General features: G+C 53.5%; 10 protein-coding genes. 2 read left to right on the top strand and 8 right to left on the bottom strand.

The genetic code is table 11. The features are described 5' to 3' along the window. Positions 1 to 103: 103 nt before the first annotated feature. The 5 genes from SH421x_RS26495 to SH421x_RS26475 all read right to left on the bottom strand — a co-directional run bounded on the left by SH421x_RS26495 (position 104) and on the right by SH421x_RS26475 (position 7,310). Entirely contained in the window at positions 104 to 838 is a 735-nt protein-coding gene (locus SH421x_RS26495) for a DUF3891 family protein (protein WP_488853038.1), read from the bottom strand. Then, complete coding sequence (locus SH421x_RS26490; RefSeq protein ID WP_488853037.1) at positions 835 to 2,208, bottom strand: Y4yA family PLP-dependent enzyme; 1,374 nt, start codon at positions 2,206 to 2,208, stop codon at positions 835 to 837. The genes SH421x_RS26495 and SH421x_RS26490 overlap by 4 nt, the downstream gene beginning before the upstream one ends. Before the next feature lie 89 nt (positions 2,209 to 2,297). After that, positions 2,298 to 4,022 carry an FAD/NAD(P)-binding protein gene (locus SH421x_RS26485; protein WP_488853036.1) on the bottom strand — a complete coding sequence of 575 codons (1,725 nt, stop codon included), beginning with the start codon at positions 4,020 to 4,022 and terminating at the stop codon, positions 2,298 to 2,300. Next, positions 4,019 to 5,011 carry a 2,3-diaminopropionate biosynthesis protein SbnA gene (sbnA, locus tag SH421x_RS26480; RefSeq protein WP_488853035.1) on the bottom strand — a complete coding sequence of 331 codons (993 nt, stop codon included), beginning with the start codon at positions 5,009 to 5,011 and terminating at the stop codon, positions 4,019 to 4,021. The genes SH421x_RS26485 and sbnA overlap by 4 nt, the downstream gene beginning before the upstream one ends. 1,261 nt (positions 5,012 to 6,272) lie before the next feature. Then, positions 6,273 to 7,310 (bottom strand): zinc-dependent alcohol dehydrogenase, encoded by a 1,038-nt coding sequence (locus SH421x_RS26475; RefSeq protein WP_488853034.1) that lies wholly within the window; start codon positions 7,308 to 7,310, stop codon positions 6,273 to 6,275. A gap of 277 nt (positions 7,311 to 7,587) precedes the next feature. Here SH421x_RS26475 and SH421x_RS26470 point away from each other — a divergent pair, with 277 nt between their 5' ends. After that, positions 7,588 to 8,298: an N-acetylmuramoyl-L-alanine amidase gene (locus SH421x_RS26470; protein WP_488853033.1), complete on the top strand. Its 711-nt coding sequence runs from the start codon at positions 7,588 to 7,590 to the stop codon at positions 8,296 to 8,298. Here SH421x_RS26470 and SH421x_RS26465 read toward each other — a convergent pair. Continuing rightward, positions 8,295 to 9,011: a basic secretory protein-like protein gene (locus SH421x_RS26465; RefSeq protein WP_488853032.1), complete on the bottom strand. Its 717-nt coding sequence runs from the start codon at positions 9,009 to 9,011 to the stop codon at positions 8,295 to 8,297. The genes SH421x_RS26470 and SH421x_RS26465 overlap by 4 nt on opposite strands. A gap of 199 nt (positions 9,012 to 9,210) precedes the next feature. Here SH421x_RS26465 and SH421x_RS26460 point away from each other — a divergent pair, with 199 nt between their 5' ends. Then, the gene (locus tag SH421x_RS26460; RefSeq protein ID WP_488853031.1) at positions 9,211 to 9,741 is read left to right on the top strand and encodes a hypothetical protein; all 531 of its coding nucleotides are present in this window, start codon (positions 9,211 to 9,213) and stop codon (positions 9,739 to 9,741) included. Here SH421x_RS26460 and SH421x_RS26455 read toward each other — a convergent pair. Both SH421x_RS26455 and SH421x_RS26450 read right to left on the bottom strand, forming a co-directional pair. After that, positions 9,738 to 11,714: a sensor histidine kinase gene (locus SH421x_RS26455; protein ID WP_488853030.1), complete on the bottom strand. Its 1,977-nt coding sequence runs from the start codon at positions 11,712 to 11,714 to the stop codon at positions 9,738 to 9,740. The genes SH421x_RS26460 and SH421x_RS26455 overlap by 4 nt on opposite strands. 127 nt (positions 11,715 to 11,841) lie before the next feature. Next, complete coding sequence (locus SH421x_RS26450; RefSeq protein WP_488853029.1) at positions 11,842 to 12,888, bottom strand: lipid-binding SYLF domain-containing protein; 1,047 nt, start codon at positions 12,886 to 12,888, stop codon at positions 11,842 to 11,844. Positions 12,889 to 13,161 lie beyond the last annotated feature (273 nt).

Raw genomic sequence — 13,161 nt, 5'->3', positions numbered from 1 at the left:
TTCTTAAAGATTGACCTACCTGATCTCAGCGTCGCGTGAGAGTGGTTGCGTAATGCATTTCACCTGTCACGCGTTTCTTATCGGCGTTCTGGATTTCCAACCTTCAACGCTTCAAGAGCCATTTTCGTTGAGTAGCTTTACAAGCGGCTAAGGCATTTCCCAACTCGCTATCATCGGCGAAGGTTGGCTGAGTAAGAACGAATGCTTCTACGGAAATGGTGAAATCCGAGAGTTCAAATGGCCATGGATCAACACCGACGGTTTTGTCTTTTCTCTGCCAGATGAAATGATCTTCGTTTAGGGGAGTCACTTCTAGTTTCCGCTGCATAGCTGGAATGGCGCTCTGGCAAAATATCAAGGAGCAACGGTCGCACCAACGCATTAAGCGATGAGCCGATTCCGCATCCCTTCGACTTACTTTTAGTTTGCGGAGTGCTGAACTTCGGTTTTTCGATTCTTGTTCAAGTAGTTGTCGAAGCGGTTTTGACACCTGTTGATCTGCGTAAAGGAATTCCGCATGCAACGATTCCAACACTCCGATCCAGCGATGTTTTTGATAGGCGTTTCGTAGCCTATTCCGAACTTCTAGAAATCGTTCTTCGGCGGCCATCGACATCATCGTAAAGTCTTTGGGAGCGCCTACATCCGTGAGATAGTTGCTGCAACCCTTGAGAAACTCGATTTTCTGATCATCGTGAATGGTGATAGCCGTTAAAGTTTCGAGCCAGAAAGGGCCTTGAAACGATCGATCGAGATGAGACGCGATTGTCCCAGCAAGCATTCCATGCGCTGGTTGATAAATGATCTCCCACCCTTTGGTGACATTTCGTACTATCATGATCGATCAATCTGGTCCAAAGCGGCCTGATGTGGTTTGAATGGTGAGATCACGACATTCTTAGCCAGCGGAAACTGATGCGAGCGGCTCTCTAAAAAATGCATCAGGTATCCCGCAGTGTTTGGAAATGCAAATAGATCGCCAACTTGAACGCCGCTCGGAAATCGAAGCTTCCGCAAAGTCAGCAACTCTGACTCCGTACAGTAGGCGCCCACCAGATAGCCTTCCATGGCAGGCTCGGAGTTTTGATCTGGCGATCGAATGAGAATCGGATCGACCAGAAAGTCATCACTGCTGGTTCGGCACTGAGTCCGGTTCATCGCGAGCCCTATGAACCAATCTCCATTGGGGTGCCGTTTGCGGAACACTACTTTGGCGACCGTTAGCCCGCATCCATCCAGCAGACTGCGCCCCGGCTCGCAGCGAAGTTGTAGATTTCGGTAGCGAATTGCAGCCGCAATTGTGCTGTCTCTGTAATGTCCACCGAGGACTGACTCTAGCCAATCAGCCTGAACGCAGTCCTGATAATAGGGATAACAATTTCTCTCGCCGTATATTTCTTCTCCTACCGCCAGAAAACCTAGACCATGGTTGCCATAGGTGATCGGAGATCGCTTTTGAAGCAGCGATTCGCGATGAGCCTGCCAGAAAGAATCCCACTGATTTTTTTCGTCTAGATAGGACATCGGGATACCGCCGCCGATATCAAGAAAAGTTGGATCTTGGCCCATTGCGCGTAGTCGATCGATGAGGGGGAGAGCCTGCGAAATGGCCGAAATTCTTTGCGACCCTGAGTATCCGTCTAGATGGAAATGGAGCCCGCTGACCCTGATTGCTGGCGAGCTAAGCAGATCATGATTTTCGGTCAAAAAATCCTCCGCTTCAGCAATGTCGATTCCAAATCGTGAATGCAATCGAACTCCCTCGTGTTCAAATCCACTCAGGCGAAGCGCAATCGATGCGTGCCCAGAGCACGCTGATAATTGCGACGCTAACTGCTGTAGTTCGTCTCGATTATCAATTGCAATCGTGACGCCATCGCGGACGCAGGCGGCGAGTAATTCAGTCCCTTTGATCGCCGCTGTACAGATGATATCAGAGCCGCCGAAGCCGAGAGCGATAATCTGTTCGAGTTCGGTAAGACTCGCGACATCAATTCCGGCGCCGTTGCTTGCTGCCTCCGTGACAAAGGACAAGCATTTGTTCGCCTTACGCGCAAAGAAAACACGGAAATCAAGTTGTTGTTCGGCGGCGACACGATGAAGAGCGGCGATGTTCCTTGCTAAAGGACTCGTGCAAAGAAGATTCAAGGGGGAACCAAACTTTTCAATCCATTGATGCAGCTCGCAGCTTTCTAGTACCGATTCCATCCATGGCTCTAGACGTGCGCTGAGTGGGGTGATTCCGCGACAGCTCTTTCGTAGGTCTAACGAAACATTCGTTTCAGGACGATTTGTGGTCAACAACTCGGACTCCAACTTGAAAGACGATTGACAGTGGATTGCGCCCAGTTCTCGATTTCTGGATGAAGTTGGCGACTGAGTGTATCGTTGCCAAGAATGCATCCTTCTGTGACGCGTCCGAACATCGCTAGTCCGTCGACATCCCTAAGATTCGAAGAGAGCGGGCTACCGATTTCATTGACGCAGAATCCAATGTTTCGATCGCGCCGAAAAAGGACCCCACGCTGTAACAACGGTGAGATTAGTCCATACGGATTGATGTCAAAAGGGGAAGGAATAACTGCGTTGATAACCAAATCTACATGCGTGAAACCTCGTTCTGTCCCAAGGTGAAGCGATGAAGATTCGCCGGTCAGCCGGGCGTCAGTGATAAAACTCAAGTCGACGATTCCAGCCGCTTCCAAAGCGAGGATGCGACGAACATTCTCCGCAGGCGGGCCAAACGCTAGCCGTTCCATTTCAACGGCGATCTTCCGAAACTGTGTCCAGGCGTCTTGTGTTAATCCGCCATGGCTAACACAGAGGATCAACGCAGGATAAAGCTGCCGCCAAGCTTCTCCCAGCGCCCATGCTGTCGTTGGTGGTTTACGACCAAGTGCGACGTCCACCGACTCCCGCATTGACTCTAGTGTAAGATTCCTGTCGAAAATGGTGGTGCGCCACCATTCAAACCAGTTGTTTATAGTAGCGTAGCTTTCAAAGCATTTACAATTTGGCGAGGCAATCAGCAGGGCGGCAGTCGCCGAATCGAGGACCTGCTGCCAAATCTTCTCCACAAACAGTTGTGGATCGATGGGGCGGGAGACAGAGGCGATCTTGCAACGTCCTTGCTCCCAGATCTCGTCCAATTCGTTAGGCTGCATCATCTGCGTTTTGACCGGTTTCGCCAACATCGGTCGCCCTGTCCGCGAATAGGGAAGTATCACCAATGGCTCTGCACCGGAGGGCTGATAGCGCCAAGCATCGGTTTGCACTGCGAACCGGCCTCCGCGACCTTCGGTTAATGCCAGAGCGGCGTCAATGCAAGTCAATCCAAAACCTCGAATGGCGACTCGCTGTCCGGCAGGAACGGCGTTGATGGATAGGTTAGGTTCTACGGGGAAGACACTCTTAACTACTCTTTGCGGATCAATGTGCGGGGGTGCGGCAGATGATCGCCAACCCTCATGTCCGACCGTTGCGACTACATGATGGACTAAAATCGATTCTTGCTCTGTCGAGACTCTCCACATTGAATCGGAGCGCTCGATATTTTTCACCGTTTGTCGCCGAACAACGACCGTGTGCGATTCCGATAATTCGTGAAGCACTTGAAGGAAACAAGCGTACAAATACTCGCCAACAACAGCACGCGGCGCATAGCCATGAGGATCGGCAAGGTGCTTATGATTTTTCGCTAGCCACTCAAGCAAAGAGAGTTGCGCGTCAGAACGTTTCGAGGTATCGGGCCACGCATCGATTCGCTCATTGGAGAAATTCATGCGAAGGCAAGACGGTTGATCCATTGCATAGATGTTTCCGGCTCCTGGATTTTGCGCCGGTTCGTAGATGTAAATTTTCACGGGAGTTCTAACGGATTGAGCCGTAAGAATCCTGCTCAAAGATTCGAGACAATACAATCCACGTGGTCCACATCCCACGATTGCCAGACGATAGGTTGAAAGCGAATCGTTGGTATATTGAGCCTTCGCCCCGATCCTGGCTAGTCGCGCTTCGTTCATTGCGTAAGCCCAGAAGCGGAAGACAGGGCATTGGTTGTTTGGAGAAACTCGAGTTCTTCCGGAGTGACTTCAAGTACGTCCTGAACCCACTGGTCGTTGAAGACGGTCTCCAGATAGCGAGTCCCTGAGTCATGCAATATCGCCACACACCGTTTTCCGACTAGTTCATTCTGCATCGATCGAATGGTCTCCAATACGCCGCCAGCAGAACCACCTACGAGCAATGCCTCACGTTGTGCTGCACGGCGGCAGCCGACCACACAGTCGATATCGCGAACGCGAACAACTTGGCTGAATGATTGACCTTTCGCCAATTTTGGTTCGCGCCCCGCTCCTAACCCAGGAATCCGCCGCTCGCCCGGCGTTCCTCCAAAGAGCACGCTTCCCATGGCATCGACAGCGACGACCTTGACATCTCGCCCTCGCGACTGAAGATAGTTGCGGCACCCCTGCGCTGTACCCGTGCTGCTGGTCGCGACAAATAAGTAGTCGAAGTGGCCGTCTAAGGCCTCATCTATTTCCAGAATCGTGCTCTGCTCATGCGCGAGCGGGTTTTGAGGATTTGCATATTGGTTGGGCCAGTAGCTATTGGGCGCCTGTTCCAATAGTTGACAAACGCGAGCAAGTCTAGCTTTTAAGAAATCGCCCTGAATGCGTTCCGTAACCATTTCGATCTCAGCTCCTAATGCACGCATAATTGCTACATTCTGCGATTGGGCGTTAGGGTCAACGACGCAGATCAGTTTGAGCCCGTGGTAACGACATGCCTGAGCCAAACCAATCCCCATATTACCGGAAGAGGATTCAATAATTGTCGAGTCATGGCTAATCTCACCCGCTAAAATTGCCGCTTCCAGCATCTGTTTCGCCGGTCGATCTTTGGCGCTTCCTCCGGGATTGTGCGATTCAAGTTTCGCATAGAGCTGCACATCTGGTCGATCTAAGTAACGCTGCAAATCAACGAGTGGAGTCCTGCCGATCGCTTGCAAAATTCCATCAGCGACCCCTTCTGGCCCTTGGAAAGGGAAACAGGGGTAAGCGGATTGAATGGCACGGGTATTGATTTTTCGGATTGCGTTCATGGATTGCAGATGACCTCGTCAACAATTTTTCGAGCCGGCTGCTGGTACCGCATCCCCAATAGAACGAACGGGGCAAGCATGGCGGCCTCCCATGTAATCTGCTTTACAGAGTTACGCAGATGGGCAACGAGGTTAAAAGCAATTGACGTGCCACGACAAAGTGAAAACGGGAGACCGCTCCCTCGGTCCTCTCAGCGGGAAGGGACGAATTGGGGAATGCAGAGACTTCACATGCAAAAAGGCCTCATATATCGATCATTCGAGAGATTTTCACTCCGGGGCCCATGCTCCCTTCTTTCCTCTTTTACTTCTAGGGCATCGAGACTGATCTCTGGTCGGAATCAAGCCAGTTCGATCGATTGTCATGCATGATCATCACGCCGATAGTTTCCGCTTTACTGAGTTGACGAGACACACTGCTGTTGGCATTTCATTTGCATTAAGTGCCTTCTCTCTATCGAATCGAAAGTCAGGAAATAATCAGGATTAACAACCGGACGTTCCTCGGATAGGAGACGCCCGCAAAAACTAGGAAAAGTTTGACCTTGTATTTCGCCGCAGCGGATACTACTTCTGCCCTGGCCTGCCGGATAAAAGTCATTGGCGGCCAAATTTGCTCGCGAGTAAGCATTCAAATCGGACAAGTGGTCTTAGCGAACTTTCAAAATTGCAGAACGTTTCTCGGATGCTCAAACACCAGCTCTTTGCGTTCGCCGATGGCCCGGAAAAGCGTTTGCGTTAGATCTCCCTTTCTGTGGATAACTGTCCGGATTTGAATGGAATTTTCCTCAATTCACATCCATTTGAAAGCCTTACAGCATCACCGAAAAGCAACTGTGATTTCTCGGGCAATTTGGCCCAAACAGCAAAAGATGCTCCACGGAACATCGGCCAAGCTCACCAAAATATTTGGCCTGGTACGATCGGCAGCCTGGACTGCGGTTGGAGCGATCCCAGTCAATGGAGCACAAGCCACCAGGATCTACAGAAGTCGTCCCACGATGGAACCTGGGGGGTAGGCGGGATGTCTCTCTCTATCCTTTCCGACGCTTCACGATGGTCCGATCTCTTCCCACAAATACGATTCACTCAAGGGATTGGAAGTGCACAAAAAAACTCCGGCAAATTGTAATTCGCCGGAGTTTTGGCTCGGTGGAAAGTGGGGAACTTAGCTGGTTGGATCGACGATCACTTTCATCGCGCCTGGTTCGCCTGCATACAGTCGCTTGAACCATTCGGGGCCTTGATCGAGCGAAATCTTGGCCGTGATCAGCGGTTCGACTTGGATCATGCCGCGCTGCAGCAGATCGATGCAGGCTGGGTACTCGCCGTTAGATGCGCAGCTGCCGTAGACGCTTAGTTCGCGGCTGACGATCGCTTGCAGCGGCATCTCGACTTTGGGAGAGAGATTGCCGACTAGCGTGATGGCGCCCCCTTTCCGCGTGCTGTCAATCGCGGTTTGAATAGTGCGCGTTGCGCCGACCACTTCGATCGCAACATCTGCGCCGCGACCGCCGGTCAGTTTTTTCACTTCGGCGACTACATCGACTTCGTCCGCTTTCAGGCCGACATCGGCGCCCAGTTTTTTCGCGAGTTCCAATCGTCCTGCATCCAAGTCGATGGCGATCACCTGCGTAGCTCCGGCCAGTCGAATTGCTTGGACGACCAGCAGCCCGATCATGCCGCTGCCGACCACGATTGCCGTATCGCCCAGCACCAGCGGAGCGCGATTGGCCGCGTGGACCGCAACGGAGACTGCTTCGATCATCGCTGCATGTTCAAACGGCACGTCGCTGGGCAAGCGATAACAAATGTGCTGCGGCACCGAGACATACTCGGCAAAGGCGCCATGCCGACGGTATTCGCCGCATGAGACTCCCAGCACCATCCGATTGTCGCACAGATTGATGTGCCCTTTGCGGCAATTGAAGCAGATTCCGCACGAGACGGTCGAGTCGAACGTCACATGATCGCCGACCTGGAAGTCGGTCACGTCGGAGCCGACCTTCGAAACAACGCCGGCCGCTTCGTGTCCCATGACCAGCGGTGGAATTCGGCGACCAGTGCTGCCGTCATAGCCATGAATGTCACTGCCGCAGATGCCGCAGGCTTTGACTTGGATCAGCAGATCGCTCGCGCCAATTTCTGGCTCGGCAAATTCGACCACGTCCAACTGCTTGTATTCTGACAGCAACATCGCTTTCATGTTCGCTTCCGCCTAAAAATGGGACTGTATCTCTTCACTCATCGTATGCATCACGCCGGAGATCGCAACGAGTGGAAACCCTCCGGTTGCGGTATTAATCCGCTTCCCTGGGAGGCTTCTGACCGGTAGGTATCTTCCCATAAGCTCCGCCCGGCCAAAAGGAGGGACGACTGGGCCGGCAATTGGCTTATGATCAGATTGGGCTGCCCGCCAAACGAGTCTGCCCCTGCGGTCGCTGATTAATCAGAAAATAAAGTTCCAGGACGCAATACCGATCATGAAATCCATGTACCTCCCTTCGTTGTTGGCGACACTTGTCATTACTTTATTCGCATCGGCTGAGATCGCGATCGCAGAAGAGCCGTTGTCGCCGCAGACGCTGGCGCAGCCTGATTGGGCGACGTTCAATCCCAGCCAGCATCAGAGCGATCGGAAGGGACAAGAGATTTCGGCGATCATCATGCATTACACGGCAGGCGGATCGCAGGCCAGCGTGATCGGCTGGTTCCGCAACCCAGACAGCCAAGTTTCTGCGCATTATGTGGTTGGTCGCAGTGGTGATGTCGTCCAGATGGTTCCGCTGAACCAAGCGGCCTGGCATGCCGGCAAAAGTGAATTGGGAGGCAAGTCGGGCGTCAATGCTTTCAGCGTTGGGATCGAGATTTGCAACTGGGGCAAGCTGCGGCAGATCGAGGGAAAATTTGTCACGTACAACGGACGCAAATATGATGGCCCCCCGCCGGTTCAATCGGCTAACGGCGACTATTGGGAACCCTACACCGACGAGCAGTACGCGGCTTTATTGAAGCTGAGCAACTATCTGATCGACGAGTATCCAATCACCCACATCACCGGTCACAGCGACATCGCGATCCCGCACGGTCGCAAGCAAGATCCCGGTGATGCTTTCTCATGGGACAAGATCCGGGAAGGTTTGAAAGCACGCAGGGTATTGCATATGGGGCCGATCGCCGCTTCGCAGCGCTAGGCCATTGGATTGTTGGCCATGAAATCTGCCCAGAGGTCATCTAGGTTTTTGCCGGTCAGGTCTTCAAACATTTTTTCGTCGTAGCGCCGTTTGCGGAGCGATTCGTCAAGTTTAGGTACGATGCGGCGATCATATTTCCAGGTGAGGAACGCTAAGAACGCGGCGCTGTTGTTGTACCCGTCGGTATATTTTGCGCGATTACGATTCAGCGGATAACGAGGGCGTTCGGCCTCGTACTTCCAATAGCGCACGTAGTCGGCGATCCCTTCGACCAGCCAACCTGGTTTGCCGCGCGCGGGCGGATAGCTTTGCACGACATGGGTTAACTCGTGAATCACCATCCCAAAGTCTTCGGGATGCGATTTGATCCATGGAGTGCTGATGTAGATGTTTGAGCCGATCGTAACGCCTGGCGCATCCTGGCTTTTCTTCATGACCAGTTCTACCCGCTGAGGTGGAGTCCAACCGGTGGTATGCAGTAGGTGACAGATGATTGGGAACCACTGATTGCATAGTTGTTGGGCCTGTTCTCCCCATGCTTTTGCTTGCTCGTCGTCCGCGACTTCGTCGGTGACCAGCACAAACTCAGGCGTCTTCGGAGCTGCGGCTGTCGCCGGATACCATTTCGTCGCCAGATCGTCGTCTGCACGACTGAGAGTGGGAGTAAAACAAGCGGCTAACAGCAAAGCGAGGGACGGAAGTCGCAAACTCACGAGGTTCTTCTCCGGTTCGAGGATCGCAGGCGCAAAGCAGCTTTTGATCATAGCCAAGACCAGCGGTAAGGGTAGGAATTAGAGCAGAGGAACAGAAAAATCGTTTCGATCCGACCGGACTACGAATTGTGAGCTAAGTTTGCTTAGAGGGAAAATATCTCTCAACCGAGGTCGTTTTTCTCCAATGGAGACGAAGGTTATGTTTGCAACTCACAGCCGCATTGCGATTTTTTGCGTAGCAATCGCTTTTGTCGCTCCGCAAAATATATTTGCCCAGGATGGCGATGATACAGCGAGCGGAGACAACTTTTACTCGTTCATGATGGCCGGACAGTCTGACAAAGAGCGCCGCGGCAAGACTCCGGAAGTGCTCGCTCCTTACAATGCGCCGATGCCGGCGCTGGATTTTTGGGGAGGCGATTTTGGCAGCGGGCCGATGTATGGAAACTTTGGAGGCGGATATGGCTTTGGCGGCTTTGGAGGTTTTGGGTTCGGCGGCTTGGGATACGGCGGCGGAATTGGTTATGGAGTCCCGTTCGCCTATCCAAGCGGAATCGGTTACGGGGTTCCCTACGGGGTTGGCTATCCAACGGAACCGGTTGGCGATGGCCTGAGGACCGAACTTCAGTCGCGTGCCGCCAGCGAGCAACCGGTCAAGATGATGACGACTCCGCGCATGCCGTTTGGTGGTGGTCCCGGACCAATTCGTCCGCCGATGCCGCCCCGTTAATCGGGATTTGGCGACAAGCTGTGAAGCAGCGCTTGCAGCTCTACTTGCCGCGTCAATGTTGGCAGTCTGACCTGGATGTGCGTTCCTTGGCCCGGCGTGCTGTTGACGCTCGCCGATCCGCCAAACAATCGTGCACGTTCGACGATTCCGCGGACGCCAAACCGATCGCGAGATACTTTGGAGAGGTCGAATCCGCTGCCTGAGTCCCGAACCTCAATAGTTATCTGATCTTCGGTCCGTTTGACTTTCGCGCTTGCCCTGGATGCTCCGCTGTGGTGGCGCGTGTTGGAAATCGCTTCTTGGACGATGCGAAACATCGCGCCTGTCAGCAGCGGATCTAGGTCTTCAAAGTCCCCTTCGCATTGGATGTCGGCTTCAAAATCATAGCGGTCCGCTTCTTCGGCCGCTAAATAGCGGAACGCTTCGACTAGGCCATCGTCATCAATCACGAGCGGGCGCAAGCGACTGATCGTGCGGCGCGCTTCGGAGATCGCCGAGCGGAGCATGCCCAAGCCTTTGACCTGATCCTCCAACACCGGGTGTTGTTCGTCTTGCAAACGATAGCGAACTGCATCAAAAGCGAATTGGGCGCCGACGACATACTGCACGAAACCGTCATGGATTTCGAGCGCTGTCAGTTGCCGTTCTTTTTCTTGAAGCTGCCATAGTTCGCGCAGCAGTTGTTCGTCGTGAGACAAGCGGCGCTGCATCTGGCGTAATTCAGTAACGTCGGTCGACGCGATCACGGCGCCTTCGATTTCACCATCAATCAGCAACGGCGCGCAACGCACCAAGAGGTCGAGAACTTGATCATCTTGGGGAAAGGTGGTTTCCCAGCAACGCAGTTCTCCGCGTTGCATTGTCGCTTGGACATGCTCCGTGATGGTATCGGTATCTTCTGGAGTCGCGAATTTGAACATGCTATATCCGATCACGTCAGCTGTCGTCAAAGGATGAGCGGTCCGATTGATGTACTGCATGATAAAATCGCGATCGATCGTGAGAATGAAGTCAGGAGAGCAATCGCTAATCGCTCGCCAGCGTGCAGTAATTGCTTCGAGTTCGTTGCATTTTTCGGCGACGATATTTTCTAGTTCCCCCCGAGCTTGTTCTTGAGGAGTAATATCCCAGCAAACGCCGCACACCATCACGGCGCGATCGGACTCGTCGCGCTGGATGACCGCTCGCTCTGAGAGATAGTGGATCGACCCGTCAGGCCAGACCACGCGGAACTGATTCTCGTAGGAATTCTCGGCCGCAATTACGCGGTCCAATAACTCACGGACGCGCGTCCGATCCTCCTCATGTACGGCCGCGTAGAATTCACCGATGTGAATCACCTCGGAATCCGTAGGTCGACCAAAGGCCGGAAATCGCGTGCTATTGAGCGTGATCAGATCGGTGGTCAAATCCCAGATAAAGACGCCGAAATCGCGTGGGGTCAGCGCCAGCTTTAACTCCGATTCCGACTCGGCCAATCGCGCTTCGATCTGTTTCTCTTCGGTGATATCGATGCAAACGCCGTTGTAAGAGAGTTGATCGTCCGAAACCCGGATCGCGTTCGCGCGAATGCGGCCCCAGTGAATCGAACCATCGGGTGACATGATCCGCAGATCGATAGCGAAAGGTAAGGTTTCGTCGTTGAGGCATTCCTGTACCAAGGCGAAATATCGCTCGCGGTCATCTGGATGGATCATGCTGACCATCAGGTCAGGCTGACGGTAGATCTGCTGCGGCGTGTATCCGAAACGATGGATCCCATTGCCCACAAACGGCATCGAGAACTCGCTGCCATCCACCTTGTTGAGCGTTTGATACAAAAAACAAGGGAGATTATCGGCTAAACCGCGCAGCGAAGCGAGCTGTGCGGTCAAGTCAATATTTTCACCCTGCAGTTGAACGCATTGCGATTCAACTTCACGCAAGCGACGCTCTAGCTGGGCGATCTTGTCTGCGGAGGAGGATGTGTCCACGGAGCTTTTCAAATTTGCAGGACAGGATAGGAATCGAAGGCGATTCTGCTATCTTAACCGCAAATTGTTCGCTTGCCGCCAAAAGAGCTACTACGGATCTCCGCGAACTTACATCGTATTGCAACGATTACATCGGCGGAGGCGGCAATTGCAGCGAATTGTTACCGACCGGCTCGGCAAGCGCGGCTGCGTATTGTTCGAGCGTGGCGACCAAAGAACGGAAATCGGCCCGCTGCGTGAGTTGGTTGTATTGGGGATTGGCCATCACACGGCGGAAGTTTTCGAGCGAAGCGGCTACTGCCTGCGGCGAAGGTTGACGCCCTGGCGTATAAACTTCGGTCGGCAGAGCCAAATAGCGGCGCCAATTTTCATCCAGCACGGCGCCTAATCGCTGCGATGCCGAAGCGGTCTCAGCCTGCAATTGATTGAGTTGCGCTGTGGCTTGTGACAGAGTTTCGGTCGCTGCGATCGGCTGCTGCTCGACGGCCGCCATGCCAGGCGCCATCCCAGGCTCTGCGATCGCCGGCGGCGCCGAAAACTTCAACACGGTTGCGACCAATTCATTCGCTTCCGGCGGAACGCCAGCGGCGTAGTAGGCCTGGGTTGCGGCGTTGTTGATTTGCAAGGCGCTGCCATCCAGCGACGCGCCGATAAACAGCCCTCGGCTGCGGTTGTACGACAAGATCTCTGATTTCAATTGCAGATCGGTGCCGGCCGAAGCTTGTCGTCCGACCGGTCCAGCCGCGGCGGCGGCGTCAACGCCCAGAGTGAACTTGCCTTGCAGCAATCCTTGCACGCTTTTTTGCGTGCGGAAGACCAGGATGACGTCGGTCGCTTGTACGCCGACCTGCCAGCCGATGCTGCCGCCGGTCATGCTGACAAATTGCGGAGCGGTCCATCCGCCGGTCGCCGCATCGCGAACCATCACGACACCGTTCCCATGCCGCACTCCGACAACAAATCCCCCTTTGATCATGTTGGGGATAATCACCAAGCCTTGAGCGTCTGCGAGCATCGAGTGCGGAATTCCCCGCGCCGGAATCTGCATGATTTCATTTAAAACGCTAGTCGCCTGGGTGACGGTTTGCGACTCGATAGATTGCGCATAGGCCGGAGCAGTGACAAACAGCGTGACCAGGCAAAGCGCCATCGTGGTTGGGTGGATAAGGTGCATAGAATTCCTCCTGTGAAGTCGCGCCCCGGTAAGTCTCTCAATTAGTACGGCAATTTACTCGGGATGGGTTGCAAGCAAAACAGAGAAATCTTTGCTAGCTGCTATCGCGCTCCACCAATTCGGCTTGAATTTTGTCCCACGCTTGCCGATGTTTTTTTGCATGGGGAAAACAACGCTCGCCATTTTGATCCTGCTTCTTTTGCCGACTCTACCGGGCTGCGCGATCTGCGAGTGGTTTTTACAGGACTCTTACAATGCGGCCGACAGCTCTGA

Source organism: Blastopirellula sp. SH421 (genome assembly GCF_057808535.1).
Note: the sequence above shows the minus strand (reverse complement) of the source record. Positions and strands in the feature narration are given on the sequence as shown.